Origin of the sequence: Microbacterium sp. LWO12-1.2 (assembly GCF_040675875.1) — a bacterium.
Lineage (GTDB): Bacteria > Actinomycetota > Actinomycetes > Actinomycetales > Microbacteriaceae > Microbacterium.
On sequence record NZ_JBEGII010000001.1, the window covers coordinates 2,791,308 to 2,816,718 of the forward strand.

Consider the following 25,411-nt stretch of genomic DNA (forward strand, 5'->3'; position numbering starts at 1 on the left):
GTCCCGATGTCCTCTTCCCTCACCACCGACGCGCCCCCGGCGCCGGATGCCGCGACCGCCGACTACATGGGCTTCGTCGGCGTCAGCACCGGCTCCTCGTCGATCATGCAGGTGTTTCCGCGCTGGGCAGAGGTCCTGGGCCTCCCCACCCGCAACCTCGTCGGACACGATCTGCCGATGGACGCGACCCCGGCGCAGTACATCGCGATGGTCGAGCAGATCCGCGACGACCCCCGTCACCGCGGCGCCCTGGTCACCACGCACAAGATGAACGTGTACGCCGCGGCATCCGGCCTGTTCGACGAGCTCGACCCGTTCGCGGTGTCGTGCAGCGAGATCTCCAGCATCTCCAAGCGCGGCGACCGGCTGATCGGCCGCGCCAAGGATCCGCTCACGGTCGACCTCGCCCTGAACGACTTCCTGCCCGCCGACCACTTCGCCCGCACCGGAGCGGAGGTCGTCATTCTCGGCGCCGGCGGCTCGGGCACAGCGCTGAGCTGGGCCCTCGCCGAGCGGGCGGATGCCCCGTCGAAGGTCACCGTCACGGCCCGCGACGACGAGAAGCTCGCGCACCTCCGTGAGGTCCACGCGCAGCACGGCACCGCCGAGGGGCTGATCGCCTACGTCCGCACCGACACCCCGGAGCACACAGCCGCCCTCGTTGCCGCGGCGCCGACCGGCTCGCTGATCGTCAACGCCACCGGCCTCGGCAAGGACCGCCCCGGCTCTCCTCTGCCGGACAACGTGGTGTTCCCCGAGAAAGCGGTCGTGTGGGAGTTCAACTACCGCGGATCGCTGGAGTTCCTGCACCAGGCCCGCGCGCAGGAGGCCGCGCGAGCGCTGCACGTGGTCGACGGATGGCGCTACTTCATCCACGGCTGGTCGCAGGTCGTCGCCGACGTGTTCGAGCTCGAGCTCACGCCCGAGATCGTCGAACAGCTCGGCGACGCCGCGGAGTTCGCACGCCGATGATCCGCACGGTCCTCGGAGACATCGACCCGACGCTGCTCGGGCCGACGAACTACCACGAGCACCTGTTCCAGATCAGCCCGCTCCTGCCGGGTGACGAGCTCGACGACGAGACGCGGTCGACGACCGAGGCCGGGCTGCTGCGCGGCAGCGGATTCGCCGCGATGGTCGACGCGACCCCGTTCGGGCTCGGTCGCAACCCCGAGGCGGTCGCGCGCATCGGTGCCACGACCGGCCTGCACGTGGTGGCGACGACCGGACGACACCGTGATGCGCACTACGACGCGCACCATCCGACCCGGTATCAGGATGCCGCGCAGCTCGCGCAGCAGTTCCTCACCGAGATCACCGAGGGGATGCCGCAGACGGATGCCGCCCCGAGCGGCCCCCGCGCCCAGGCACCAGACGGCTCCGCGGTGCGCGCCGGCATCCTCAAGGGCGGCATCGACTACTGGCGCATCAGCGACTTCGAGCGCACGACCCTGCGGGCACTGGCAGCGGCCCATCGCGCGACCGGCGCCGCGATCATGGTGCACCTGGAGTTCTGCACGGCAGCGCACGAGGTGCTCGACCTGCTCGCCGCCGAGGGGGTGGCCGCCGATCGGGTCGTGCTCGCCCACGCTGACCGCGACCCCGACGCCGGCCTGCACGCCTCCCTCGCGGAGCGCGGCGCGTACCTCGGCTACGACGGATTCGCCCGGCCACGAACCCGCTCCGACGCCGAGCTGCTGGCGCTCACGGCCGCGGCGGTCGACCAGGGTGCAGGAGACCGGATCGTGCTCGGCGGCGACGTCGCGCGCCGCACGCGGTACAGCGCCTACGGCGGCATGCCCGGCCTCGCCTACCTCGGTGAGCGCTACCTCCCGCGGCTGCGCGCTCTGATCGGCGACGCAGCGGTGGAGCGGATGCTCATTGCCAACCCCGCGCGCCTGCTGACGCTGTCTTGACCCCCGCATCATTCTGACCCGATCCCCCACCGAGGAGCCTCATGTCCGAGCCGACCATCCTGCACGCGACGTTCACCGCACGCCCCGGAGAGGGCGACCGCGTGGCCGCGCTGCTGCGCGACTTCGCCGAGGGGGTGCGCGCAGAGGAGGGCAACGTCGTGTTCGACGCCACCCGCCTGACCGATGACTCCGACCGCTTCTTCGTCTACGAGGTCTACCGCGACGACGAGGCGTTCCAGGCGCACCTGGCCTCCCCCGCCGGAGTACCCTTCAACGCCGCACTGCAGGAGCTCATCGTCGAGCCCTCGTCGCAGCTCACCTTCCTCCGCCGCATCTGAGCCGGCGCGCGGGCTCGGCCTCCGGCCCTGCCCCAGCCCCCAGCCCGGCCCCAGCCCCAGCCCCCTGCCCCCGTGCAGGACGATCGGCCACGTGCAGGACCGATCCCCGGCATCCACTCCTGCAACCGGCATCCCCTCCTGCAAACCGCGCCCGAGCCCCGCCCGCGCCTCCCCCTTCCGCGCCGAACCCCGCCCGAGCCTCCCCGCCCGCACCGAACCCCGCCGCACCCCCACAGAAGAAGCCCCCCACCCGAAGGTGAGGGGCTTCTTCGCGAACTCAGATCACTCGTAGAGAACTGCGGCGATCTTCGGGTCCTCGATGTTGGTCTTGTCGTACCAGTACGAGCCGGTGTCGTAGAACTCCTCGACGTCCTTGCCGTTGGCGGCGTCGTACGCTGCCTGCACGACCTGTGCGCCGATGCCGATCGGGTCCTGCGTGATGGCACCGGCCATCGTGCCGTCCTTGATCGCGTTGATCTGCGCGGCGCCGGAGTCGAAGCCGACGATCGTGAGCTTGCCCTTCTCGAGGCCGAGCTCGTTGACCGCGTTCACGACGCCGATCGCGGAACCTTCGTTGGTGCCGTAGATGCCCTTGAGGTCGGGGTGCGCCGCGATCATGGCCTTCGCGATGTCAGCCGACTTCAGGTGGTCACCGTCGCCGTACTGGATGTCGACGATCTCGATGTCGGGGTAGTCCGCCTCGATCTTCTCGACGAAGCCGTCGCGACGCTCGACACCGGTCGAGTTGATCTGCGAGTGGCCGACGATGCCGACCTCGCCCTCGCCGCCGATGAGCTCGGCCATGTGCTCTGCGGCCAGCGCGCCGGCGACCTTGCTGTCAGTGGCGGAGAGGCTCAGGCCCACGTCACCGTCGCACGGTGCGTCGAAGTACACCACGGGGATGTCCTTGTCCTTGGCCTGCTGCAGCGGCGTGACACAGGCCTCGGGGTCGAGGGCGGCGTACGCGATGGCATCCGGTCCCTTGTCGATCGCGGTCTGCAGCATCTGCAGCTGCGCGTCGATCTCGGTCTCGGCTGCGGGGCCTTCGAAGGTGATGTCGACGCCGAGCTCGGCGGCGCGCTCCTCTGCGCCCTTCTTGACGGCCTGCCAGAACTGGTGCTGGAAGCCCTTCGAGACGAGTGCGATGTACATCTTGTCGCCGCTGCCGCCGTCGCCACTGCCGGCGTCGCCGCCGCCCGTGTCGCCCGCGCATCCGGCCATGACGAGTGCCGCCGAGGCGACGAGTGCCGCGAATGCGGTCTTCTTGCCGAACTTCATGGAAACTCCGTTGTTTGTGAGTGCCGACTGCGTCGACGGTGTTGGACATTCCTGGTGCTGTGTGCCGTGCGGATCGCTCCGCGGGTTCGGCTGGTGCCGATCGGAGAGTGGCGGGCACGGGTGCCACGCTCCGTGGTTCAGGGGTCAGGTGCGCGTGCGGTTGCGCAGCGAGTCGAAGAAGACGGCGATCAGCACGACGACGCCGACGACGATGTTCTGCCATTCCGACTGGATCGACAGGATGCGCAGGCCGTTGACGAGCACGCTCATGATGAGGGCGCCGATCACGGTGCCGAGGATCGATCCGCGACCGCCGAGCAGCGAGGTGCCACCGATGATGACGGCCGCGATCGCCTGCAGCTCGTAGCCGGTGCCGATCTGCGGCTGCGCGGAGCCGAGCCGGGCGGCGATCACCACGCCGGCGATACCGGTGAAGGCGCCGGCGAACATGTAGACGAGGATCGTCCAGCGACGCGTGTTCACACCGGAGAGGCGGGTCGCCTCTTCGTTGGAGCCGATCGCGAACGTGTAGCGCCCGAGCAGCGTCTTCGACAGCACCAGCCAGGCGATGACCGCGAGGATGCCGGTGATGAGCACCGCGTTGGGCAGGCCGGGGATCAGCGTGCCGATCGCGAAGGCCTGCTGGAATCCGTTGTCTGCCGCGAAGTAGATCGGCGCGACACCCGAGATGACGAGGGCGAGTCCGCCGGCGATCATCATCATCGCAAGCGTCGCGATGAACGGAGGAAGCCGGAGGAAGGTGATGTTGACGCCGTTGATCAGGCCCATCAGCACACCGGTCGCGATGCCGCCGATGACGCCGACCCACACGGGCAGCCCCATCTTGGTCACGAAGACACCGGTCATCACGGCGGCCAGCGCCATGCCGGTGCCGAGCGAGAGGTCGATGCCGCCGGTGATGATGACGAACGTGGTGCCGAGCGCGAGGATCGCGATCACGGCTGTCGAGAGCAGGACGGTGGTGATGTTGCTCACCGTGAAGAAGCTGGGGCTGGCGATCGCGAAGAAGACCACCAGCACGACGAGCGTGCCGAAGGCGAGCGACTGCTGGGCCTGCTTCTTGAGGAACCCGACGAAGTCGCGCTTGTCGGTGTTCTCCGAGACTGCCGTCTGGATGATCGTCGTCGTCGACGATCCGGGCTGCTGTGGAGCGCTCATCAGTCTTCCTCCCCGTGTGCTGCGAGTTGCATGATCTTCTCCTGGCTTGCTTCCTCGTTGCGGAGGGTCCCGGTGATCCGGCCGTTGGCGAAGACCGCGATGCGGTTCGCCACCCGAAGGATCTCCGGCAGCTCCGACGAGATGACGATGATGGATTTGCCCTGCTCGGCGAGCAGCTGCATGAGGCGGTAGATCTCTTCCTTCGCGCCGACGTCGATCCCTCTGGTCGGCTCGTCGAAGATGAGCACATCGCAGTCGCGCATCAGCCAGCGGGCGATGACGACCTTCTGCTGGTTGCCGCCGGAGAGCAGCTTGACGACCTGGTTGACCGAGGGCGTCTTGACCCGCAGCTGCTGGACGTACTCCTTGGTGCGGTTCTTGGCCTTGCCATCGCCCATCCAGCCGATGGCGTTGGCGTAGGAGCCGAGCGAGGCGAGCACCGTGTTGAAGGTGACGTCCTGTTCGAGCATGAGGCCGAGGAGCTTGCGATCCTCGGACAGATAGCCGACACCGTGCTTGACGGCATCCGCGGGCTGGCTGATCCTGATGGCCCGTCCGCCGATCGTGACCGTGCCGCCGTCGCGAGGATCGGCGCCGATGACCGCGCGGGCGGTCTCGGTGCGACCGGCACCCATGAGACCGGCGAAGCCGAGGATCTCCCCCTTGTGCAGCTCGAAGGAGACGTCCTTCAGCAGCGCCTTGGTGGAGAGTCCTTCGACCTTCAGCACGATCGGGTCATTGATGTGCTCGCGCGCCTGCGGACGGGTTCCCTCGTCGATCGGACGCCCGACCATCATCTCGATGATCTTCGGGATGCTGACCTCGGACTTGTCGAGTGATCCGATGTATGTGCCGTCTCGGAGCACGGTGACCCGGTCGGCGAGGCGACGCAGCTCGTCCATGCGGTGCGAGATGTAGACGATGCCCGTGCCCCGCGCCTTGAGCTGCTCGATCAGCACGAACAGCGTCTCGACCTCGGAGTCGGTGAGGGCGGATGTCGGCTCGTCCATGATCAGGACCTTGGCGTTGAACGACAGCGCCTTGGCGATCTCGACCATCTGCTGCTCCGCGACCGTGAGCTCCCCGACCAGCTGGCGGGGGTTCAGTCGGATGTCGAGGCGGGTGAGCAGGTCCGCGGTCTGTGCGTTGAGCTTGCGCTCCGACAGGAACGGGCCCGTCTTCGGCTCACGGCCCACGTAGATGTTCTGCGCGACGGTCAGATCGGGCATCAGATTGAGTTCCTGATGGATGATCGTGACGCCGAGTTCCTGCGCCTGGAGTGGGCTGGTGAGCTCGACTTCCCGGCCCTCGAACGTGATCGTGCCCTCGTCCTTGGTGTAGATCCCGGAGAGGATCTTCATGAGCGTCGACTTGCCGGCGCCGTTCTCACCCACGAGGACGAGCACCTCACCGGCGCGCACTTCGAGGTGCACGTCCTTCAGCGCCTGCACACCGGGGAAACCCTTGCTGATTCCCTCGACTCTGAGAATGGGATCGCTCATGTGCTCACCTGCTTCCTTGGAGGTCCCGTTTCGATGCCAGCAGTTCGGTCTGCTGTAAACATCGGATCAATTCTGTAGCCTACGCCGCATCCTGCGCAAGTTGTATCTAAATGTAACTAACGGCGAGTCGGATGGGAAGACCTGTAATAACATCTTGGCCACAGCTTCCGATCCCGACCGATTCCGCCGCCTTCAGTGGAGGCGGATCGAGTCCACCGCCACGAGCTTGTCGCGGATGAACGCGTTCGCGTGCGCTCCGAGTTCGGTGTTGTCGGTCCAGAGGTTGCGCCAGATGCCGAGCATGCGGCTCAGGTCCGGCGCGACCACCGCAGACGAGAACGACTCGAACACGATCGGACCGTCGTAGCCGATGCGGCCGAGGGCCTTGAAGAACGTGTCGAAGTCGACGGTTCCGGTGCCCAGGTAGCCGCGGTGGCTCTCTCCGATGTGCACGTACTGCAGGCTCGGTTCGGCATCCAGGACCGGCGCGAACATATCCGACTCCTCGATGTTCATGTGGTACGTATCGAGGTGGATGCCGAGGTTCGGACGATCGACCTCGGCGAGGTACTCGATCGCCTGCCGTGCGGTGTTCAGCACGTTGGTCTCGTAGCGGTTCACGACCTCGAGGGCGACGGACACCCCCCGCTCGGCGGCATGGTCGGCGACCTTGGCGATCGCGCGGCGACTGCTCTCGAGGCCTGCGGGTGCGACCGGCTCCATGTACTTCTTCATGGCGCTGTAGATCACGCCGCAGAAGTGCTCCCCGCCCAGGTCGGCGAGCACGTCGACCGCCCGCAACAGCAGAGCCTCCCCTGCCGCGACGACGGCCGGCTCGGAGCTGGTGACGTCGGTCGCCTCGGAGAGCCCGAGCGAGGCGCTCACCGCGAGGTCGTGCTCCTCGAGGGACTCCCGCGCCGCCTGCACATCGAAGGCGAACGGGTCCATGAGCGGGAACTCGATGAGATCGAAACCGGCCTCCTTGGTCTTCTCCACCGAGAGACGGATGCCGTCGGCATCGAAGTTCCCGGTCCAGACGAGCCCGTGGCAGCCGATGTTCATGAGATCCCTCGGAGGCGGGTGTGCGGCACCATCGCCTCGATCAATTGGCACGTGCCAAGTTGAGCTGGGTCACACGCTACGTCGGCGCGTATCGACGTGTCAAGAACTTTCTTGGCACGTGCCAATTCGTTCGCTACTGTGGTCACGTCGCCTCCGGACCTCCGCCTGTCATCGGAGCCGGCGCGCCCGCCCCGATGACGAAGGAGTATCGATGCCCGCCAGCGTCAAAGATGTCGCCGCGCTCGCCGGGGTCTCCTCCTCGACCGTGTCGAACTACCTCAACCACCCGCACGTGCTGGGTGCGGCCAGCAGGGAGCGCGTGCGCTCCGCGATCGAACAGCTCGGCTACGTGCCCAACGAGTCGGCCCGCCAGCTGCGCGCCGGCTCCAGCAAGGCACTCGCACTGATCCTTCTCGACGCGTGGCTGCCGTACTTCCACGACCTCTCCCGCGGGGTCGAGGACGTCACCCGCGAGGGCGGCTGGTCGCTGTTCTTCAGCAACAGCAACCGCGACAGCGCGCAGGAACGGCGCAACATCGAGATGTTCGAGGCGCACCGGGTGCAGGGCATCGTCATCTACCCGCTCGACGATGTGGTGCCGCAGCTCGAGCGCCTCGCCGACCGCGGCATCCGCTCTGTGGTCGTCGGTCCGATCCAGCCCTCGTCGAAGGTGGCGTCCGTGCTGTTCGACGACGTCGGCGGTGGACGTCTCGCGGGCGAGCACCTGCTGTCGGTCGGGCGACGACGGCTCCTGTTCCTCGGCAACCCGACCGTGAGCCAGTCGAACGACCGGCTGCAGGGGCTGCGGGAGGCTGTCGCCGGCACCGACGCGTCGATCACGGTGCTCGACGTGGAGCACCTCATCACGGAGGACGGGCTGCGGGCCGCCGAGCAGATCGTGGCGATGGCACCCGACGACCGCCCCGATGCCGTGTTCGCCGCGAACGACATGGTGGCCACCGGCGTGCTCACGCAGCTCATGCGTCACGGCATCCGTGTTCCGGAGGACATCGCTCTCGTCGGCTTCGACGATGTGGACCAGGCGCACCAGAGCGTGGTGCCGCTGACCAGTGTGCGCCAGCCCGGCTACGCGATCGGCCGCGCGGCCGGAGCCGCACTGCTGGAACAGCTCGCCGATCCGAGCGCACCCCCGCCCGCTCCGACGCCGTTCTCGGCCGAACTCGTGGTGCGCGAGTCGACCGTCGGCCGCTGAGCACGCCGAGTTGCCCGGCCCTCGCGTTCACAACTCAGGAAGAACCGCCGTCGAAACCGGCTCCACGGTCAGATCCGGACCGAATGCGGCCGATTATCCGGAGTTGTGAGCAGGGCGCCCGCCCGGCCCCGCCCGTACGTCCTGAGTTGTGAACACCCACACCGCCAGCACTCAGGCCGAGGCGTGCCCCACGACCCCCTTGCGCAGCAGCGCGTTGCCGTATTTGCGGGTCTCGCCCGTGCGCACCATCAGGTACGCGCTCTTCGCGACCTCGTAGTACGCGAAGCGCTCGACGAAGCGGGTCGTGTCGAGCGTGGTTCCCGCCGCCGCCATGAGCTCGTGCTGCACGTCGAGCACCGCGCCGTCAGCCGAGGTCATCAGGTCGATGCCCGGCGCATCGTCGAGAGGCAACACACTGCGGATCGCGGCCACCACCTCCGGCGTCGTGGTGCCGGGCAGGTCGATCACACGTGCACCCAGAGCCCAGGCCGGGAAGTGCGCGTCGGCGATCACGACGGCGTCGGAGTGCCCCATCCGGTCGAGGTGCAGCAGCAGCTCGCCCGTGAGCAGCGGGTTGATTCCTTCGAGCACGGCGGCTCCTCTCGGTCGGGTGGGTGAGGCTGCGCGTCAGACCGCGGGGATGAGTCCTTCAGCGGCCAGGTCCTGCCACAGCGCAGCGGGGATCTCGAGTGCCGCGTACTCGGCATTCTGCACCAGCTGTGCGGGGCGGCTGCCACCGACGACCACCGACTGCACCTCGGCGGCCTGCAGCGGGAACTGGATCGCCGCCGCCGGCAGTGGCACGCCGTGCGCCGCGCACACCGCGGCGATGCGCACCAGCCGGTCCCACAGCTCATCGGGCAGCTGGCCGTATTCGTAGCGCCCGTCGCGGCGCGGCTCGTTCGAGGCGAGCAGTCCGGAGTTGAAGACGGACGCCGCGACGATCCCGGTGCCGGTCTCCCGGCAGGCCGGCAGCACGTCGACCGCGGCCGGTTGCTCGAGCAGGGTGTACCGGCCGGCGACCATGATCAGGTCGAGGTCGGCCGAGCGCACGGCCGCGGCGAGCGCCTCCGACACCATCGAGCCGATGCCGATCGCGGTCACGCCGCCTTCGTCACGGAGCTGCTGCATCGCCGGCAGCGCTTCGGCGAGCGCGAGGTCGAGGTCGTGTCGCTCCGGGTCGTGCAGATAGAGCAGGTCGATGCGCTCGATGCCCAGCCTCTCTCGCGACTCATCCACGCTGGCCCGGATGCCGTCGGCCGAGAAGTCCCATACGCGCTGCAGGTCGTCCGGCACGTGGAAGTCGTTCGCGGTGTCGAGGCCGCCGGAGCGCTCCGGGTTCGGCCGCAGCAGGCGCCCTGCCTTGGTCGACAGCACGTACTCCTCACGGGGCTTGGTCTGCAGGAAGGCGCCGAGCCGACGCTCGGACAGACCGAGTCCGTAGTGCGGCGCGGTGTCGTAGTAGCGGATGCCGCTCTCCCACGCGGCGTCCAGCACGGCCCAGGCCTCGTCGTCACTGAGGGGGCGGAACAGGTTGCCGACGTTCGCGGCGCCGTATCCGAGCGCCGGGATGCGGAGGCGGGGCGTGCCGGGCTCAGGCGACGACATGTGCGCCCGTCCACGTGTAGGTGGCGATGCTCTCGGCTTTCATCTCCATGCTCGTGCCCGGCGCGGTCGGCGCCATGTAGGAGCCGCCACGGATGTCGGTGGGTACGACGAAGTGCTCGTGCAGGTGGTCGACGAACTCGATCATGCGGCCTTCGCGCGTGCCGGTGACGGCGACGAAGTCGAACATCGACAGGTGCTGCACGGCTTCGCACAGGCCGACACCGCCGGCGTGCGGGCAGACCGGCACCCCGAACTTCGCGGCGAGCAGCAGGTTGGCGATGTTCTCGTTCACGCCGGCCACGCGCACTGCGTCGATCTGCATGACCGAGATGGCGTCCGCCTGCAGCAGCTGCTTGAAGATGACACGGTTCTGCGCGTGCTCACCGGTCGCGACGCGGATCGGCGCGATACCTCTGGCGATCTCGGCGTGGCCGAGCACGTCGTCTGGACTGGTGGGCTCCTCGATCCAGGCGGGGTGGAACTCGGCGAGCGCGTTCACCCACTCGATCGCCTCCGACACCTCCCAGCGCTGGTTCGCGTCGATCGCGATCGGGAAGTCGGGGCCGCACACCTCGCGCGCCTTGCGGAAACGGCGGATGTCGTCGTCGAGGTCGGCGCCCACCTTCAGCTTGATCTGCGTGAAACCGTCGGCCATGGCCTCGCGGGCGAGGCGTTCGAGCTTCTCGTCGGAGTAGCCCAGCCAGCCGGGGCTCGTGGTGTAGCCGGGGTATCCGGTGGCGAGCAGTTCCTGCTCGCGCGCGGCGCGGCCGGGTTCGGCGGCGCGCAGGATCTCGAGCGCATCCTCGCGGGTCAGAGCGTTGGTGAGGTAGCGGAAGTCGACCAGGTCGACGAGCTCCTCCGGCGTCATGCGGGCGAGGAGCTGCCACAGCGGCAGGCCGGCGCGCTTGGCCTTGATGTCCCACAGCGCGTTGATGACCGCGCCGATCGCCATGTGCATGACGCCCTTCTCGGGGCCGAGCCAGCGCAGTTGCGAGTCGCCGATGATGTCACGGAACGTACCGCCCATGTCATCCAGCAGCGGCTCGATCTCGCGTCCGACCAGGTGCCCGGCCAGCGCGTCGATCGCCGCGACCTGCACGTCGTTGCCGCGGCCGATCGTGAAGACGAACGCGTGGCCCTCCACGTCGTCGGCGGCATCGGTGCGCACCACGACGTAGGCAGCGGAGTAGTCAGGGTCGGGGTTCATTGCATCCGAGCCGTCGAGACTGAGCGACGTGGGGAAGCGGATGTCGGTGGTGTCGAGTGCGACGATACGGCTCACGGGGTTCCTCTCCATGCACGGAGAAATCCCGTGCAGACCTCTTGGAGTGTAAACATCCGATGTCTATACTGTCAACGACACAGGCCGTCGCACGACGGCTCCCCGACGAATCAGGAGAATCATGAAGTTCGCGCGGCTTGGCGACCCAGGGACCGAGATCCCCGTCCTCATCGAGGGCGACCGCCACCTCGACCTCCGCTCCCTGACATCCGATGTAGACGGTGACTTCCTCGCCGGCGACTTCCGCGCTCGCATCGCCGCAGCGCTGGCCGCCGACGAGCTCCCCGAGCTCGAGGATGCCGCCTCCCTCCGCATCGGTGCACCGATCGCCCGGCCGAGCGCCGTGATCTGCATCGGCATGAACTATGCGGCCCACGCGGCCGAATCGGGCTCGGAGCCGCCGACCATCCCGATCATCTTCTTGAAGACCCCGAACACGGTCACAGGCCCCAACGATGCGGTCACGATCCCGCGCGGCAGCGAGAAGACGGACTGGGAGGTCGAGCTCGGCATCGTGATCGGCGCCCGCGCCTCCTATCTGGACTCCCCCGAGGAGTCCCTCGCTCACGTCGCCGGTTTCGTCGCCGCCAACGACGTCTCCGAGCGCGCCTTCCAGATCGAGGTGTCCGGCGGCCAGTGGTCGAAGGGCAAGATCGCTCCGGGCTTCAACCCGACCGGTCCGTGGCTGGTCACCCCCGACGAGGTGGACCACCACTCCCTCGGTCTGCGCAGCTTCGTGAACGGCGAGCCCCGGCAGGACTCGAACACGAGCGACATGATCTTCTCGGTCGAACACATCGTGCACCACCTGTCGCAGTACGTGACCCTGGAGCCTGGCGACCTCATCCTCACCGGCACGCCGCAGGGCGTGGCCCTGTCGGGCAAATATCCCTACCTCGCCTCCGGCGATGTGGTCGAGATCGAGATCGACGGCCTCGGCCGTCAGCGCCAGGACTTCGTGGCATGGGAGGCACAGAGATGACCGACGACAACGCGGTTGCTGAGCCCGTCGAAGCACGGGCACCGCTGGACGGACTCGTCGCGATCGTCACGGGCGGAGCATCCGGACTCGGCGCCGCGATCGCGCAGCGCCTCCACGACGACGGCGCACAGATCGCCGTGCTCGACCGCGACACCACCCACGCGGATGAGAAGTTCGCCGCCTTCACCGCCGACGTCTCCGACCGCGGCAGCGTCGAGGCCGCCGTCGCGGCGGTCGCCGAGCAGTTCGGGCGTATCGACATCGTCGTCAACAACGCCGGCGTCGGCGCGCAGGGTGACATCGCCGCGAACGACGACGACGAGTGGGCGCGCGTGCTGTCGATCAACGTCACCGGCATCGCCCGCGTGACGGCAGCGGCGCTGCCGTGGTTGCGCACGTCCCCGGCCGCGGCGATCTGCAACACGGCATCCATCGCCTCCACGACCGGACTCCCGCAGCGCGCCCTGTACAGCGCGTCGAAGGGAGCCGTGTCGGCGCTCACCCGTGCGATGGCCACGGATCACCTGCGCGAGGGCATCCGCGTCAACTCCGTGAATCCGGGCACCGCCGACACCCCGTGGGTCGGACGCCTGCTGGACTCGGCCACTGACCCGGCCGCCGAGCGCGCCGCACTGGCCGCTCGCCAGCCGCACGGTCGTCTGGTGAGCCCGAGCGAAGTCGCCGGCGCCGTCGCCTACCTGGTGTCACCGGCATCCGGTTCGACGACCGGCACCTTCATCGAGGTCGACGGCGGTATGGCGTCGCTGCGACCGCGCCCGGAGTAGTCGCCGCCGACGGTTCCCGTCGCGAAGAGGCACCCGTTTCTCACGAGATGGGTGCTTTTTCGCGACCGGGGCGGATGCGGCAGGGGCTCAGCCGCGGAGCCACCCCAGGATGCCGCGGCGGCGCGGAGCCGGGTCGGTGAAGACCGTCGGCCGCGCGTCCGTGCGATAGAAGCCCTCTGCGTTGGCCCACATGATCGCGTCGACGTCATGCCCTCGGCGCTCGGCCCACGCGGCGACGGCATCCGCCCAGCGCGTCCGTGCCGTGTACTGATACGCGGGCGAACCGTCGGCCGGGGCGTGCGGGTCACCGTCCTCCGCAGGGCCGATGACCGACACCGGCCAGTCGCTCCCCCACATCAGCCGCTCCGGGCCGAAGGCGTCGGCCGCGGCGTCGAGGAAAGGCTCCAGCTGGGCGGCATCCCAGTCGCCGCCGGCCTCGCCGGGCAGACCGGAGAGCTTGCAGTACACCTCCGGATGCCGCGCCAGCTCGTCGAGGTCGCGCACCCACTCCGCGGTCGGCACGAGCGGAGCGTTCGCCGTTCCCACTGCGGGCTTTCCGATGTGGTCGAGCACCATGCGCAGCTCGGGGATCGCCCCGGCCAGACGGGCGATCTCGGGCAGCTGCTCGGAGCGGACGCACGCGTCGAAGCTCCAGCCGCGGTGCGCGAGCTCGCGCGCACCGGTGACGAATGCGGCGGAGACGGCCAATCCGTCGGGCTCGCCCTGCAGGTTGTGCCGCACTCCGACGACGAGCGGCTCGGCGGCGAGACCGTCGAGATGGGCGACGGTGTCGGATCCGCGATCGAGCCGCGCTCCGGCCACGATCCCGACGATGCCGAGAGACTCGGCCATCGTCGTCACCCAGTGCACCTCGTCGAGGAAGCGATCCTCCACCGTCTCGGCCTGCACGAAGATCGCCTTCTCGGTCGCGGCATGCTCCAGCCGGGCGTGCTCCAGTTCGGTGTCGGCGAAGCGGAATGCGAGCGGACCCTCCAGCCAGTCGTACTCGAGAAGCTCCGGATCCCAGAGGTGCAGATGTGAATCGAGAACGCGCATGCGACCATCCTGCCTCAGACATCCGATCAATCGCTAGGATGACGCCATGGCTGTCACAGACGATGCGATCGAGAAGATCAAGGCGATGATCGTGTCGGGCGAACTGGCACCCGGCGATCGGCTCCCACCGGAGAAGGAGCTGTCCGAGCGCCTCGGCCTCTCGCGCAACTCGATGCGCGAGGCCGTGAAGGCGCTCGAGGTCATCCGCATCCTCGATGTGCGCCGCGGAGACGGCACCTACGTGACGAGTCTGGAGCCGCACCTGCTGCTCGAGGCGATCTCGTTCGTGGTCGACATGCACGACGATGACTCGATGCTCGAGATCTTCGCCGTGCGACGGATGTTGGAATCGCAGGCCACCGGCCTCGCCGCGACCGTCGGCAGCGATGACGAGATCGCGGCGCTCGTGCAGGAGGTGGCGAACATCGACTCCTCGGTGAGCATCGAAGCGCTGGTCGAGCACGACATCCGCTTCCACCGCGAGATCGTGCGCATGGCGGGCAACTCCTACCTCGCGAGCCTGATCGAGCACCTGAGCAGCCAGACCGTCCGAGCACGCGTGTGGCGCGGACTCACCGAGGAGGGCGTGGTCGAGCGCACACTCTCTGAGCACCGCGCCATCGCCGATGCGATCGCGCTGCGCGACCCGTCGCTCGCGACCTCGCTCGCCACAGCCCACATCGCCGGCGTGGAGCGGTGGCTGCGGCAGGCGGCATCCGCCTAGCGCGAGGAGTCAGAACACGCCGCACCACGAACGCCCGGCACGGCGTGTCATGACCCCTCACCGCACAGGACACGGGCCGAGTGCCGAGCACGGAGTCGCGCCGGCGCCGAAACTCTTCAGGCCCCGAGGCGCACCATGGCCGCGTCGAACTCGGCCGCCGAGCTGTCGCTGACCTCGTGGAACAGCACCTGGTCGATCACGTCGGGGGCAGCGGTGAAGTACGGCACTCCGGCCAGACGCAGGCCGGTGATGTCATCCGCCGAGCGCAGCGATGCCGCGAGCACGTTCGATCCGCTGCCCGCGCACACCTCCTGCATCCGAGCGATCACAAAGTCTCCGTCGATGCCCGCGTCACGCATGCGGCCGAGGTAGGGCGCGATGTAGTGCGCGCCGATCGAGGCGCACGCCAGCGCCTGCGCGATCGAATAGACGGCGGTGACCAGCACCGTCGCACCGTCGCGGACCAGAGCGGATGCTGCGGCGAAACCGTCCGCCGTCGCCGGCACCTTCACGGCCACCCGGTCGCCGAGCGCGCGGATGCCCTCGGCGTTGCGCAGGAAGGATGCCGTGTCCCCTCCCCAGGTCTGGAAGAAGATCTCGCGTGCCCCCTCGGACTCCCAACGCGCATAGAGGTCGGGGATCTCGGCGGCCGCGCGTCCGCCGCGCTCGAGGATCGTGGGGTTGGTCGTGACTCCGTGCACGACGCCTGCCCCGAGGAGCCGGGAGACGCGATCGACGTCGGCGCTGTCGACGTAGAGGCGGGGCGCGATCGCGGTCATCGGGTCTCCTTGCGAGCAACCTGTCGTTACAGGTTCAGCTTCGGCTAATGTAATGACAGCCGCCGACGATGTCAAAGACACGGACGGCGTGCACGCATGCTGTCGAAGAAGATCAGGAGCGACATGTCTCTCGCACACCCCGCTGACCGTTCCGGCGTCGTCATCGTCGGAAGCGTCACCGCTGATGTGACCACGTTCTCGCAACGGCTCCCCGCTCGCGGAGAGACCATCCTGGGCGACGAGTTCACCCTGATGCTCGGCGGCAAGGGTGCGAACCAGGCCGTCGCGGCCGGACGCTCCGGTGCCCGCACGAGCTTCGTCGGCTGCGTCGGAGACGATCTGTTCCACGACCTCGTGGTGAACGGACTCAGCGACGCCGGTGTCGACCTCGCGCACCTGCGCACCGTGCCAGGGCCGACCGGCATCGCGCACATCCGCGTCGATTCGTCCGCTCAGAACGACATCGTCATGGTGCCGCTCGCGAACGCCGCGCTGAGCACCGAGCAGATCGACACCGCCCTTGCCGCTCTCGCCCCGACCACCTCGGTGCTGCTCACCCAGCTCGAGACCCCCTCGGCACTGACCGCCCACATCACCGCCCGCGGACGCGAGCACGGCATGACCGTGATCCTCGACCCCGCGCCGGCAGCCCCCCTCCCCACGGAGGTCTGGCGCAGCATCGACATCGTCACGCCGAACGAGACCGAGGCCACGCTCATCAGCGGCATCGAGGTCACCGATGCGGCGTCCGCCGAGCGCGCGGGCCGCTGGTTCCTCGCACAGGGCGTCGGGGCCGCGGTCATCACCCTCGCCGGGCAGGGCTCCTGCGTCGTCACCGCGGAGGGCGCCACCGTCGTGCCGCCGTTCCCGGTGGAGGCCGTCGACACGACCGCTGCCGGTGACGCCTACGCGGGCTACCTCGGTGCGGCCCTCGCGAACGGGAGCACGCTCACGGATGCCGTGCGCCTCGCGACCGCGGCCGGCGCGCTCACGGTGACCAAGCAGGGCGCCTCGCCCAGCCTGCCGCTGCGGGCCGAGGTCGACGCGTTCCTCGCCGCGCGCGAATCCCTGCCCGTGACGAACTGATCCGCGTACGCGGCCGACGAAGGAACAACCGATGCGCAAGACAGCCACGACGATCAACCCGGCGCTCTCCCGCGTGATCAGTGAGACCGGACACACCGACCTCCTGGTGGTGACGGATGCCGGTCTGCCGATCCCGCCCTCTTCGGAGCGGATCGATCTCGCCTACCGCCCGGGCGCACCGGCGTTCCTCGACGTGCTCGACACCGTGCTCGCCGAGCTCGTGGTCGAGGGCGCGACGGTCTCGGCCGAGGTCGCGGAGAAGAGCCCAGAGGTGCTCGAGGCCCTGCGCGAACGGTTCGCGGGGATGGGGTTCGAGATCGAACTCATCCCGCACGTCGAGTTCAAGAAGCTGACCCACCAGGCACGCGCGTTCGTGCGCTCAGGCGAGTTCACCCCCTACGCCAACGTGATCCTGCATGCGGGAGTCGCGTACTGAGATGAGCAAGACGATCACCATGAACGACACAGTCGCCGAAGCCCCCGGCGCCGACGCGATCGACCGCCACTCGGCGGCTCCGATGTACGACCAGCTGCGACAGCTCATCATCGACGGCATCGCCCGCGACGGCCTGCAGCCCGGCGATCCGCTGCCCGGCGAGCACCGCCTGTGCGAGCGTTACGGCATCTCGCGCACGGTCGTGCGTCAGGCGCTCGCGCAGCTCGAGCACGAAGGACTCGTCGAACGGGTGAAGGGCAAGGGCACGTTCGTCTCGCGCCCGCGCACGAGCGAGAGCCTGGTGCACACACTCGTCGGCCTGTACGACGACGTCGAGCGCCGAGGCGGCCACGTGCACAGCGACGTGCTGCGTCATGAGCGCACGACCGCCGACGACGAGATCGCGCTGGCTCTCGACGTGCCGGTCGGGTCTGCGGTCGTCGTGCTCGAACGCCTGCGTCACGTCGACGGCGAACCGTGGTCGCTCTCCACGACCTGGATGCCGGAAGCGGTGGGCGCGCTCACCCTCGACGTCGACCTCACGGAACGCTCGCTGTACCGGCTGCTGGCCGAGAACGGCGTCATCGCGACCAGCGGCGTGCGCTCGGCGGAGGCCACCGTGGCGACGCATGAGCAGGCACAGCACCTCGGCGTCAGCGCCGGCTCCGCTCTGCTGAGGCTGCGCAGCGTCAGCCGCGGCGAAGACGGCGCGCCGATCGAGTACTTCGTGGCGTACCACCGCGGCGACCGCTCGCGCTTCGAGTTCCAGCTGCAGCAGGAGCAGTCGCAGGCCTCGTTGCTGCACATCGACGGAGACGGCGGCACCTCCCGCGCCGGCACCGTCAGCTGAGCCGCCGAGAGACCGGCGGACGCAGCCCGGTACCCTCGAGTTCATGACCTCCTGGACCAGCACCGCGATCGCCCTGCTGGAGGCCGACGCCAACCGCAGCGCCGACACGCACCTGCACCTGTTCCCGCTGCCGCCCGAGTGGGGCATCGACCTGTACCTGAAGGACGAGTCGGTGCATCCGACCGGCTCGCTCAAGCACCGGCTCGCCCGCTCGCTGCTGCTCTACGGCCTGGTGAACGGACGCATCAACGAGGACACGACGCTGGTCGAGTCGTCGAGCGGCTCCACGGCCGTGTCCGAGGCGTACTTCGCGCGGATGCTGGGGCTGCCGTTCGTGACGGTCGTCCCCCGCTCGACCAGCCAGGAGAAGATCGACCTCATCGAGTTCTACGGCGGCCGCTGCCACTTCGTCGACCGCGCGGAGGACATGTCGCCCGAGGCCCAACGCCTCGCCTCGGACTGCCACGGCCACTACCTCGACCAGTTCACGTTCGCCGAGCGCGCGACCGACTGGCGCGGCAACAACAACATCGCCGAGAGCGTGTTCAGCCAGCTGGCGCAGGAGCGGCATCCGATCCCCCACTGGATCGTCGTGGGGGCGGGCACCGGGGGCACGAGCGCGACCTTCGGCCGGTACGTGAAGTACCGCCGCCACGAGACGCAGATCGCCGTGGTCGATCCGGAGGGCTCGGCCTTCTACGACGGCTGGGCCGGCACACCGGATGCGCCGGCCGGACGTCCGAGCCGCATCGAGGGCATCGGCCGACCGCGCGTGGAGGCGTCGTTCGTGCCGAGCGTGATCGACGAGATGATCCAGGTGCCGGATGCGGGCTCCATCGCGGCCATCCGCCTGCTGCGGGAGCGCACGCTGCACTGGGCGGGCGGCTCGACCGGCACCAACCTGTACGGCGCGTTCCAGTTGATCGCGCGGATGCGGGCGGCCGGAGAGACCGGCAGCGTCGTGACGCTCATCTGCGACAGCGGCATCCGCTACGCCGGCACGTACTTCAACGACGAGTGGGTCGCCGACCAGGGCTGGGACCTCACCCCGCACCGCGCGCGCCTCGACGCGTTTCTGGAGTCCGGCGTCTGGACCGAGTAGCCGCGCGCCCCTGGCTCCCTGAGCCCCCTACCCTGGGCCCCTGAGCCTGTCGAAGGGCTCGCGTCCCGCCCGTTCACAACTCAGGCACCCCGCGCCGAATCCGCCCTCCTCTGCGTACGAACCCGGGCCTCCGGCCGTCCGGCCGGTCGGTTCGTCCTGAGTTATGAACAGCGACCCGCGGGCTACGCTGGCCGCATGACTACTCTGATCCTCACCGTCGCCGGGGCCGACCGCCCCGGCCTGGTCGCAGCCGTCGCCGATGTCGTCGACGCGCACGGCGGAAACTGGGAGAACAGCTCGCTGGCCGAGCTCGCCGGCACCTTCGCCGGAGTGATCGAGGTCTCGGTTCCGGCCGAGCGCGCCGACGAGCTGCAGTCGGCGCTGCGAGGGCTGCAGGGACAGGGGCTGCTGACCCTCGCCGTGCTCACCGGTACCGCCGACGCCGCGGGCGACGACGACCAGCTGCTCGAGATCCAGGTGCTCGGCAACGACCGCCCCGGCATCGTGCGCGAGATCTCCGGCGTCCTGAGCGCCCATGCCCTCAGCATCGAGGAGCTGGCGACCGAAACCCGCGACGCCGCGATGGCCGGTGGGCGCCTGTTCGAGGCATCCGTCACAGCTCGCGTTCCCTCGTCGGTCGACCTCGACGCACTGCGCGACGACCTCGAGCGCCTTGCGGCCGAGATCCAGGTCGACATCACGCTCGGCTAGCGCGCCTCCGCGCTCAGCGCATCGAAACCGAGACGATCCCGCATCCGGTCGGAGCGTCGCCGGCCGACACGCCGACCTCATCGCACCTCGTCTGGGTTTTCGCGCGCGCCCGGCGAGGGGCTCCTCAGTCCTCGACGTCGGTGTACTGACGCACCCAGTACTCCGTGTACGCCACGTGCGAGGAGGCCGCGGCACTCGCAGCGACCGGGTCGGCCGCGGCGAGTCCGCGCAGGATGGCCCGGTGCCCGGCGTCCGAATGCAGCTTGAGCTCGGCGGCATCGTGCGCGTCGGGGATGCGGTACGCCCGGGACCGCGAGCGCAGCACATCGATCAGGCTCGTGAGGGCCTCGTTGCCGGCGACGCGGGAGATCGTCATATGGAAGTCGTGGTCGAGCCGTGAGTGATCCTCGAAGTCGTCGCTCGCCTCGATCTCGCTGAGGATGCCGTCGAGGCGCTCGATGGTCTCGGGGTCCATGCGGGCCGCGGCGAGCGCTGCGGCATGCGGCTCGAGCACCCGTCGCAGTTCGGTGAGCTCCAGCACGCCGGCCATGGGGAGCAGCCCGACGGTGAGCGAGAGGCTGCCGATCAGATCTGCGGCCCTCAGTTCGCTGACGTAGCTCCCGGAACCGTGGCGCGTGTCGAGCACGCCGAGTGCCGCGAGCATCCGGATCGCCTCGCGCAGCGATCCGCGCGAGACCCCGAGCCGTTCGCAGAGCTCGCCCTCACTCGGCAAGCGGTCGCCAGGGCGCAGCGCCCCGTCGGCGATCAACGCGCGCAATCCGTGAAGCGCCGTATCCAGTGCGCTCATGGCCATCCTCCCCGATGCCGTCCAACCTCCTGCGAGTCTGTCGGATGCTGTCGCCTCCACAAATTCGTATGACAACTATGTTTCATCTTCACCTTTTCGTGGCGATTTCGGAACTTCTCTGGCAAAGTTGTGCAACAACTCGCCACTCTCCCCGATGAGGACCTATGCCCGTCTCCCCCTTCCCCGCTCCGCTCACGCTGAACTCCGGCGTCAGGGCGCGGGATGCGTGGCCGCTGGATCCCGGTGTGATCCACCTCAACCACGGGTCGTTCGGCGCGGTACCCACCGCGGTCGTCGCCCACCAGGACGCACTGCGTCGCCAGGCCGACCTCAGCCCCGTCGAGTGGTTCCCCCGCATCGGTGAGCGCGTGCGCGACGCCCGCGCCCGCACCGCCCCCTTCGTCGGGGCCCGCGCCGACGACAGTGTCTTCGTGCCGAACGCCTCTGCCGCCGCCACCGTCGTCTACAACGCGCTGCAGCTCGAGCGCGACGACGAGATCCTGGTGACCGACCAGGGCTACGGCGCGATCACGATGGGCGCGCAGCGCCTCGCCCGCCGTTTCGGCGCGACCGTCCACACGGTCGAGCTTCCACTTCTCGCCTCCGACGACGAGGTCGTGCAGCTCTTCGACGACGCCCTCACCCCGCGCACCCGACTGATCGTGGTCGACCAGATCACCTCCCCCACCGCCCGGCTGCTGCCCACCCGCCGCATCGCCGAGCTCGCGACCGCCCGCGGCGTGCGCACGCTCGTCGACGGCGCACACGCCCCCGGCCTCATCGCCGATGCGGCTGCGGTCGCGGGTGGCGACTGGTGGTTCGGCAATCTGCACAAGTGGCCCTGCGCCCCGCGGGGGTCGGCGCTGCTCGTCACAAACGCCGCCGACCGCGACGAGCTGTGGCCGCTGATCGACTCCTGGGCCGCGAACGAACCCTATCCTGTGCGCTTCGACACCCAGGGCACGATCGACGCGACGACCTATCTGAGCACACCGGTGGCGATCGACTACATCGAGGGCGAGTACGGGTGGGCGAACGCCCGCACGGCGATGGCGGAGCGGGCGGATGCCGGTGCCGAGATCATCGCCGAAGCCCTGCACCCCTACGGCGACGAGGACCCGCTGACCCCTTTACCCTCCCCTGTTCCTTCGATGCGTCTCGTGCGGCTGCCGCTCGGACTCGGCGCCTCCCGCGAAGAGGCCGATGAGCTGCGCATGCAGCTGCTCGACGAGACCGGGGTCGAGACCGCGTTCACGAGCTTCCGCGGCATCGGCTACTTCCGCCTGTCGGCGCACCTGTACACCGAGGCCTCCGACTTCGAGGCCTTCGTGGAGCGCTGCATCCCGCAGATCCTGCAGCGCGTCGGCATCCGCCCTGCATCCTCCCTCGTCATCCCCTGACGCGCGCCATCGCGCCCCCAGACCCGCACCACCCACCCAACTGAGAGGCACATCGTGAAGCACAAGATCTTGACGACCGCCGCGGGGTTCGGCACCGTCGCCGTCCTCGCGCTCACCGGCTGCTCGGCAGGAAGCGGTCCGTCCGCCGACGGCACCGTCACCCTGCAGATGGTCGAGAGCCTGACCAACCCGGCCCGCACGGAACTCATCCGCGGCCTGCTCGATGAGTTCGAGAAGGAGAACCCGAAGATCAAGGTCAACCTGGTCTCGCCGCCCACCGAGCAGGCCGACCAGAAGATCCAGCAGATGCTGCAGTCCGGCAAGGGCGTCGACCTCCTCGAGGTGCGCGACATCACGGTCGGCCCGTTCGCGAACAACGGCTGGCTCTACGACCTCGGTCCCGACCTCGAGAAGTGGGACGGCTGGGATGCTCTGACCGACAACGCCCAGTCCGCCTCGGTCGCCGCAGACGGCAAGAGCTACTTCGTCCCCTACGGCTTCTACGGCCTGTCGCTGTTCTACCGCACCGACCTCGTGAAGGACGCGGGCTTCGACGGCCCTCCGCACAGCTGGAAGGATCTGCTCGAGCAGGCCAGCGCGATCCAGGACCCCTCGAACAACATCTACGGCTACGCGTTCCGCGGTGGCGCGAACGCCAACAGCAACGTGGTCGCCGCGATCGAGGCCTACACGATCGACGGTCTCGACGTCGACGACGCGTTCCTGATGGAGGACGGCTCGACGATCTTCGCCGCGCCAGAGGCCCAGGAAGCCGTCGACGACTACTTCGACCTCTTCAAGGAAGCCTCCCCGCCTTCTGCCGTGTCGTGGGGCTACCCCGAGATGGTCGCCGGCTTCACGAACGGCACCACCGCGTTCCTGCTGCAGGATCCCGAGGTCATCGCGACCGTGCAGGACTCCTCGCTGACCGAGGACCAGTGGGACACCGCTCCCCTGCTCGTCGGCCCTTCTGGCAAGGCCGCGCAGCCGCTGGCCGTCGCCGGGTGGGGTGTCGCCGAGAAGAGCGAGAACAAGGAGGCGGCCGTCAAACTGGTCGAGTTCCTGTCGTCCGCCGATCCCGCGACCGAGTTCGCGCAGGCGAACAGCCTGGTGCCGATCATCGCCTCCGCCGCGGATGACGACTTCTACTCGACCGGACCGTGGACGAGCTACGTCACCATGACGGAGGACCCGGAGACCTACGTCAACGTGCGTCAGCCGCGCGGTGTCAGCTGGTGGACAGAGTGGATCCAGAAGTCCGACCAGGACGTGCAGAACGTGCTGCTGGGCAACATGTCGACCAGTGACCTGCTCGCCTCCTGGGACACCTTCTGGACCGAGAAGTACGCCGCGGAGAAGGGTTGATCCGTGGCATCCGCACTTCGTGAAGGGGGCTCCGTCGGCACTGCCGGCGGAGCTCCCCGCGGCCCGCGCCGCCGGCCGTTCCGCGGACGCCACGCACTGACGCTGCTGGCCTTCCTGGCCCCGGCGATCGTGTTCGTCTGCTGGTTCACGTACTGGCCGATGCTGCAGGGCGCCCGCATGGCGTTCCATGACTGGAACCTGTGGGATCTCACGTCGACCCCGTTCGTGGGCTTCGACAACTTCGTGGCCGTGTTCCAGGACCCGGCCTTCCCGGTCGTGGCATGGAACTCGATCCTCTGGGTGGTCGGCTCGCTCGTGCCGCAGCTCGTGATCGGATTCCTCATCGCGCTCGCGCTGCGCAAGCGGTTCCGCTTCCGCGGGCTCTACCAGGCCCTCGTCTTCTTCCCGTGGGCGGTGTCGGGCTTCCTGATCGGGATGCTGTTCCGCTGGATGTTCAATGCCGAGTTCGGGGTCGTCAACGACCTGCTCATGAAGGCGGGGCTGATCGACGCACCGCTGCCCTGGCTGGCCGACCCGAAGCTCGCGATGTTCGCGGTGATCGTGGCGAACATCTGGTACGGAGTGACCTTCTTCGCGATCATGATCCTCGCCGCTCTGCAGTCCGTGCCGGACGAGATGCTGGAGGCCGCGAGCCTCGACGGCGCCGGCAAGGCCCGTCAGCTGTTCTCGATCATCATCCCGTACATCTCGGTGACGCTCCTGCTGACCGTGCTGCTGCGTGTGATCTGGATCTTCAACTTCCCCGACATCATCTACGCGATGACCAACGGCGGACCCGCCAACCAGACCCACATCATCACGACCTGGATGATCAACTACACCCAGCAGGGCAACTACGGCATCGCGAGCGCGATCGGCCTCATCGTGGTCGCCTTCCTGTTCGTGTTCTGCGCCTTCTACCTGATGGCGATGCGGAAGGCTCAGCGATGACCATCACCGGAACCACCGTCACGGAGACGCGACGTCTCACCGTCCCCGACCTGGCCAAGGCGCCTCGCCCGAAGCGGAAGCTGACGGTGGGCGGCGTGGTGCGCGTCGTCGGACTGGGCCTCTGGCTCGTGATCACGCTCTTCCCGCTGTACTGGATCGCGTTGACCTCGATCAAGTCGCCCGGCACGATCAACCGGTTCCCGATCGAGTACTGGCCCAGCGAACCCTCGCTCGAGAACTACATCAGCCTGTTCCAGAAGAGCTCGTTCGGGGTCTTCCTCGGCAACTCGGCGCTGGTGGCGATCATCGCGGGCGCGGTGGCGACGCTGATCGCCCTGCTGAGCGCCTACGTGATCGCCCGCTTCGAGTTCCGCGGCAAGGGCGCGGTGCTGATCGCCTTCCTGCTGACGCAGATGATCCCGGCGTTCATCGCGCTCGGACCGCTGTACTCGATGATGACCGACCTCGGACTCGTCGACACCAAGCCCGGATTGATCCTGGTCTACATCGCGGTATGCATCCCGTTCTCGACCGTGATGCTGCGGGGCTTCTTCGAGAATGTGCCCGACGCGCTGGAGGAGGCGGCGATGATCGACGGATGCTCCCGCCTGGGCGCGCTGTTCCGGGTGCTGGTGCCGGTCATGACCCCGGGCATCATCGCGGCGTTCATCTTCAACTTCGTCAACTGCTGGAACGAGCTGTTCCTGTCGGTTGTGCTGATGAACACCGATGCGAACCGCACCGTGCCGTCGGCCCTGAACGGCTTCATCTCGACGTTCAACATCGACTGGGGCTCCATGAGCGCCGCCGCGGTGCTGACGATCCTGCCGACCATGGTGATGTTCGCACTCGCGAGCCGCTGGATCGTGCAGGGCCTGACCGCCGGCGCCGTGAAGGAGTAGCTCGTCGGCATCTTCCACCGAGACCCACCGAAACGCCCGAGACCCACCCCCACCTACGTCGGCGGGGGTGGGTCTCGGCGTTGACGAGGAGTCTCG

At 68.5% G+C, this 25,411-nt stretch carries 26 protein-coding genes; 16 read left to right on the forward strand and 10 right to left on the reverse strand.

Annotation, left to right across the window (positions count from 1 at the left end):
- Window positions 1–6 precede the first annotated feature (6 nt).
- From MRBLWO12_RS13330 to MRBLWO12_RS13340, 3 genes are read left to right on the forward strand one after another with little or no spacing between them, the layout of a single operon-like run.
- Window positions 7–972, forward strand: coding sequence for a shikimate dehydrogenase (locus MRBLWO12_RS13330; RefSeq protein WP_363556212.1), 966 nt, complete (start codon window positions 7–9; stop codon window positions 970–972).
- Window positions 969–1,916, forward strand: a complete 948-nt coding sequence (locus tag MRBLWO12_RS13335) for a phosphotriesterase family protein (protein ID WP_363556214.1) — start codon at window positions 969–971, stop codon at window positions 1,914–1,916. The genes MRBLWO12_RS13330 and MRBLWO12_RS13335 overlap by 4 nt, the downstream gene beginning before the upstream one ends.
- 41 nt (window positions 1,917–1,957) lie before the next feature.
- A complete protein-coding gene (locus MRBLWO12_RS13340; RefSeq protein ID WP_363556216.1) occupies window positions 1,958–2,254 on the forward strand; it encodes a putative quinol monooxygenase in 297 nt (98 codons plus the stop codon).
- Between the two features lie 282 nt (window positions 2,255–2,536).
- On the opposite strand, the gene MRBLWO12_RS13345 is transcribed toward MRBLWO12_RS13340, so the two are convergent.
- From MRBLWO12_RS13345 to MRBLWO12_RS13360, 4 genes are all read right to left on the reverse strand, one after another.
- Complete coding sequence (locus MRBLWO12_RS13345) at window positions 2,537–3,532, reverse strand: ABC transporter substrate-binding protein (RefSeq protein ID WP_363556218.1); 996 nt, start codon at window positions 3,530–3,532, stop codon at window positions 2,537–2,539.
- Between the two features lie 144 nt (window positions 3,533–3,676).
- Entirely contained in the window at window positions 3,677–4,711 is a 1,035-nt protein-coding gene (locus tag MRBLWO12_RS13350) for an ABC transporter permease (RefSeq protein WP_363556220.1), read from the reverse strand.
- Window positions 4,711–6,213 (reverse strand): sugar ABC transporter ATP-binding protein, encoded by a 1,503-nt coding sequence (locus MRBLWO12_RS13355; RefSeq protein WP_363556222.1) that lies wholly within the window; start codon window positions 6,211–6,213, stop codon window positions 4,711–4,713. Before MRBLWO12_RS13355 ends, MRBLWO12_RS13350 begins: the two co-directional genes overlap by 1 nt.
- A gap of 192 nt (window positions 6,214–6,405) precedes the next feature.
- Entirely contained in the window at window positions 6,406–7,275 is an 870-nt protein-coding gene (locus MRBLWO12_RS13360; RefSeq protein WP_363556224.1) for a sugar phosphate isomerase/epimerase family protein, read from the reverse strand.
- A 211-nt stretch (window positions 7,276–7,486) separates the two neighbouring features.
- Between MRBLWO12_RS13360 and MRBLWO12_RS13365 the strand changes: the two genes are divergently transcribed.
- A complete protein-coding gene (locus MRBLWO12_RS13365) occupies window positions 7,487–8,488 on the forward strand; it encodes a LacI family DNA-binding transcriptional regulator (protein WP_363556226.1) in 1,002 nt (333 codons plus the stop codon).
- 171 nt (window positions 8,489–8,659) lie between these two features.
- Here the strand turns inward: MRBLWO12_RS13365 and MRBLWO12_RS13370 are convergent, their stop codons facing one another.
- The 3 genes from MRBLWO12_RS13370 to MRBLWO12_RS13380 are packed head-to-tail and all read right to left on the reverse strand — an operon-like array spanning window position 8,660 to window position 11,378.
- Complete coding sequence (locus tag MRBLWO12_RS13370) at window positions 8,660–9,079, reverse strand: RbsD/FucU family protein (protein ID WP_363556228.1); 420 nt, start codon at window positions 9,077–9,079, stop codon at window positions 8,660–8,662.
- Between the two features lie 36 nt (window positions 9,080–9,115).
- Window positions 9,116–10,096, reverse strand: coding sequence for an aldo/keto reductase (locus MRBLWO12_RS13375; RefSeq protein WP_363556230.1), 981 nt, complete (start codon window positions 10,094–10,096; stop codon window positions 9,116–9,118).
- Window positions 10,083–11,378, reverse strand: a complete 1,296-nt coding sequence (locus MRBLWO12_RS13380; protein WP_363556232.1) for an L-fuconate dehydratase — start codon at window positions 11,376–11,378, stop codon at window positions 10,083–10,085. The genes MRBLWO12_RS13375 and MRBLWO12_RS13380 overlap by 14 nt, the downstream gene beginning before the upstream one ends.
- A 121-nt stretch (window positions 11,379–11,499) precedes the next feature.
- Here MRBLWO12_RS13380 and MRBLWO12_RS13385 point away from each other — a divergent pair, with 121 nt between their 5' ends.
- Both MRBLWO12_RS13385 and MRBLWO12_RS13390 read left to right on the forward strand, forming a co-directional pair.
- Window positions 11,500–12,360 (forward strand): fumarylacetoacetate hydrolase family protein, encoded by an 861-nt coding sequence (locus tag MRBLWO12_RS13385; protein WP_363556234.1) that lies wholly within the window; start codon window positions 11,500–11,502, stop codon window positions 12,358–12,360.
- Complete coding sequence (locus MRBLWO12_RS13390; RefSeq protein ID WP_363556236.1) at window positions 12,357–13,145, forward strand: SDR family NAD(P)-dependent oxidoreductase; 789 nt, start codon at window positions 12,357–12,359, stop codon at window positions 13,143–13,145. The genes MRBLWO12_RS13385 and MRBLWO12_RS13390 overlap by 4 nt, the downstream gene beginning before the upstream one ends.
- An 87-nt stretch (window positions 13,146–13,232) precedes the next feature.
- On the opposite strand, the gene MRBLWO12_RS13395 is transcribed toward MRBLWO12_RS13390, so the two are convergent.
- Window positions 13,233–14,201 carry an amidohydrolase family protein gene (locus MRBLWO12_RS13395; protein WP_363556238.1) on the reverse strand — a complete coding sequence of 323 codons (969 nt, stop codon included), beginning with the start codon at window positions 14,199–14,201 and terminating at the stop codon, window positions 13,233–13,235.
- A gap of 46 nt (window positions 14,202–14,247) precedes the next feature.
- Between MRBLWO12_RS13395 and MRBLWO12_RS13400 the strand changes: the two genes are divergently transcribed.
- Window positions 14,248–14,925: a FadR/GntR family transcriptional regulator gene (locus tag MRBLWO12_RS13400; protein ID WP_363556240.1), complete on the forward strand. Its 678-nt coding sequence runs from the start codon at window positions 14,248–14,250 to the stop codon at window positions 14,923–14,925.
- A gap of 116 nt (window positions 14,926–15,041) precedes the next feature.
- Here the strand turns inward: MRBLWO12_RS13400 and MRBLWO12_RS13405 are convergent, their stop codons facing one another.
- Window positions 15,042–15,704 (reverse strand): transaldolase family protein, encoded by a 663-nt coding sequence (locus MRBLWO12_RS13405; protein WP_363556242.1) that lies wholly within the window; start codon window positions 15,702–15,704, stop codon window positions 15,042–15,044.
- A 123-nt stretch (window positions 15,705–15,827) separates the two neighbouring features.
- Here MRBLWO12_RS13405 and MRBLWO12_RS13410 point away from each other — a divergent pair, with 123 nt between their 5' ends.
- The 5 genes from MRBLWO12_RS13410 (at window position 15,828) to MRBLWO12_RS13430 (ending at window position 19,889) form a co-directional block, all read left to right on the forward strand.
- Window positions 15,828–16,790: a ribokinase gene (locus MRBLWO12_RS13410; RefSeq protein ID WP_363556244.1), complete on the forward strand. Its 963-nt coding sequence runs from the start codon at window positions 15,828–15,830 to the stop codon at window positions 16,788–16,790.
- Window positions 16,791–16,821: 31 nt separating this feature from the next.
- Complete coding sequence (rbsD, locus tag MRBLWO12_RS13415) at window positions 16,822–17,226, forward strand: D-ribose pyranase (RefSeq protein WP_247628101.1); 405 nt, start codon at window positions 16,822–16,824, stop codon at window positions 17,224–17,226.
- A 1-nt stretch (window position 17,227) separates the two neighbouring features.
- Window positions 17,228–18,076: a GntR family transcriptional regulator gene (locus MRBLWO12_RS13420; protein WP_363556246.1), complete on the forward strand. Its 849-nt coding sequence runs from the start codon at window positions 17,228–17,230 to the stop codon at window positions 18,074–18,076.
- 43 nt (window positions 18,077–18,119) lie between these two features.
- On the forward strand, window positions 18,120–19,178 hold the full coding sequence (locus tag MRBLWO12_RS13425) for a PLP-dependent cysteine synthase family protein (protein ID WP_363556248.1): 1,059 nt from the start codon (window positions 18,120–18,122) through the stop codon (window positions 19,176–19,178).
- Between the two features lie 195 nt (window positions 19,179–19,373).
- Window positions 19,374–19,889, forward strand: a complete 516-nt coding sequence (locus MRBLWO12_RS13430) for a glycine cleavage system protein R (RefSeq protein WP_363556250.1) — start codon at window positions 19,374–19,376, stop codon at window positions 19,887–19,889.
- A gap of 124 nt (window positions 19,890–20,013) precedes the next feature.
- Here the strand turns inward: MRBLWO12_RS13430 and MRBLWO12_RS13435 are convergent, their stop codons facing one another.
- Window positions 20,014–20,697: a FadR/GntR family transcriptional regulator gene (locus tag MRBLWO12_RS13435; protein ID WP_363556252.1), complete on the reverse strand. Its 684-nt coding sequence runs from the start codon at window positions 20,695–20,697 to the stop codon at window positions 20,014–20,016.
- A gap of 164 nt (window positions 20,698–20,861) precedes the next feature.
- On the opposite strand from MRBLWO12_RS13435, the gene MRBLWO12_RS13440 reads away from it, so the two are divergent.
- The 4 genes from MRBLWO12_RS13440 to MRBLWO12_RS13455 are packed head-to-tail and all read left to right on the forward strand — an operon-like array spanning window position 20,862 to window position 25,315.
- Window positions 20,862–22,097 carry an aminotransferase class V-fold PLP-dependent enzyme gene (locus MRBLWO12_RS13440; RefSeq protein WP_363556254.1) on the forward strand — a complete coding sequence of 412 codons (1,236 nt, stop codon included), beginning with the start codon at window positions 20,862–20,864 and terminating at the stop codon, window positions 22,095–22,097.
- A gap of 54 nt (window positions 22,098–22,151) precedes the next feature.
- Window positions 22,152–23,462: an ABC transporter substrate-binding protein gene (locus MRBLWO12_RS13445; RefSeq protein WP_363556256.1), complete on the forward strand. Its 1,311-nt coding sequence runs from the start codon at window positions 22,152–22,154 to the stop codon at window positions 23,460–23,462.
- A 3-nt stretch (window positions 23,463–23,465) separates the two neighbouring features.
- Window positions 23,466–24,413, forward strand: a complete 948-nt coding sequence (locus MRBLWO12_RS13450; RefSeq protein WP_141870554.1) for a carbohydrate ABC transporter permease — start codon at window positions 23,466–23,468, stop codon at window positions 24,411–24,413.
- Window positions 24,410–25,315, forward strand: a complete 906-nt coding sequence (locus MRBLWO12_RS13455; protein WP_363556258.1) for a carbohydrate ABC transporter permease — start codon at window positions 24,410–24,412, stop codon at window positions 25,313–25,315. Before MRBLWO12_RS13450 ends, MRBLWO12_RS13455 begins: the two co-directional genes overlap by 4 nt.
- The last annotated feature ends 96 nt before the right edge of the window (window positions 25,316–25,411 follow it).

Excerpts from the sequence above, each read along its gene's own strand:
- MRBLWO12_RS13350 (WP_363556220.1), bottom strand. The coding sequence starts at position 4,711 with ATGAGCGCTCCACAGCAGCCCGGATCGTCGACGACGACGATCATCCAG.
- MRBLWO12_RS13355 (WP_363556222.1), bottom strand. The coding sequence starts at position 6,213 with ATGAGCGATCCCATTCTCAGAGTCGAGGGAATCAGCAAGGGTTTCCCC.
- MRBLWO12_RS13410 (WP_363556244.1), top strand. The coding sequence starts at position 15,828 with ATGTCTCTCGCACACCCCGCTGACCGTTCCGGCGTCGTCATCGTCGGA.
- MRBLWO12_RS13440 (WP_363556254.1), top strand. The coding sequence starts at position 20,862 with ATGCCCGTCTCCCCCTTCCCCGCTCCGCTCACGCTGAACTCCGGCGTC.
- MRBLWO12_RS13375 (WP_363556230.1), bottom strand. The coding sequence starts at position 10,096 with ATGTCGTCGCCTGAGCCCGGCACGCCCCGCCTCCGCATCCCGGCGCTC.
- MRBLWO12_RS13345 (WP_363556218.1), bottom strand. The coding sequence starts at position 3,532 with ATGAAGTTCGGCAAGAAGACCGCATTCGCGGCACTCGTCGCCTCGGCG.
- MRBLWO12_RS13405 (WP_363556242.1), bottom strand. The coding sequence starts at position 15,704 with ATGACCGCGATCGCGCCCCGCCTCTACGTCGACAGCGCCGACGTCGAT.
- MRBLWO12_RS13420 (WP_363556246.1), top strand. The coding sequence starts at position 17,228 with ATGAGCAAGACGATCACCATGAACGACACAGTCGCCGAAGCCCCCGGC.
- MRBLWO12_RS13425 (WP_363556248.1), top strand. The coding sequence starts at position 18,120 with ATGACCTCCTGGACCAGCACCGCGATCGCCCTGCTGGAGGCCGACGCC.
- MRBLWO12_RS13395 (WP_363556238.1), bottom strand. The coding sequence starts at position 14,201 with ATGCGCGTTCTCGATTCACATCTGCACCTCTGGGATCCGGAGCTTCTC.
- MRBLWO12_RS13435 (WP_363556252.1), bottom strand. The coding sequence starts at position 20,697 with ATGAGCGCACTGGATACGGCGCTTCACGGATTGCGCGCGTTGATCGCC.
- MRBLWO12_RS13455 (WP_363556258.1), top strand. The coding sequence starts at position 24,410 with ATGACCATCACCGGAACCACCGTCACGGAGACGCGACGTCTCACCGTC.
- MRBLWO12_RS13390 (WP_363556236.1), top strand. The coding sequence starts at position 12,357 with ATGACCGACGACAACGCGGTTGCTGAGCCCGTCGAAGCACGGGCACCG.
- MRBLWO12_RS13360 (WP_363556224.1), bottom strand. The coding sequence starts at position 7,275 with ATGAACATCGGCTGCCACGGGCTCGTCTGGACCGGGAACTTCGATGCC.
- MRBLWO12_RS13340 (WP_363556216.1), top strand. The coding sequence starts at position 1,958 with ATGTCCGAGCCGACCATCCTGCACGCGACGTTCACCGCACGCCCCGGA.
- MRBLWO12_RS13365 (WP_363556226.1), top strand. The coding sequence starts at position 7,487 with ATGCCCGCCAGCGTCAAAGATGTCGCCGCGCTCGCCGGGGTCTCCTCC.
- MRBLWO12_RS13335 (WP_363556214.1), top strand. The coding sequence starts at position 969 with ATGATCCGCACGGTCCTCGGAGACATCGACCCGACGCTGCTCGGGCCG.
- MRBLWO12_RS13400 (WP_363556240.1), top strand. The coding sequence starts at position 14,248 with ATGGCTGTCACAGACGATGCGATCGAGAAGATCAAGGCGATGATCGTG.
- MRBLWO12_RS13430 (WP_363556250.1), top strand. The coding sequence starts at position 19,374 with ATGACTACTCTGATCCTCACCGTCGCCGGGGCCGACCGCCCCGGCCTG.
- MRBLWO12_RS13385 (WP_363556234.1), top strand. The coding sequence starts at position 11,500 with ATGAAGTTCGCGCGGCTTGGCGACCCAGGGACCGAGATCCCCGTCCTC.
- rbsD (WP_247628101.1), top strand. The coding sequence starts at position 16,822 with ATGCGCAAGACAGCCACGACGATCAACCCGGCGCTCTCCCGCGTGATC.
- MRBLWO12_RS13330 (WP_363556212.1), top strand. The coding sequence starts at position 7 with ATGTCCTCTTCCCTCACCACCGACGCGCCCCCGGCGCCGGATGCCGCG.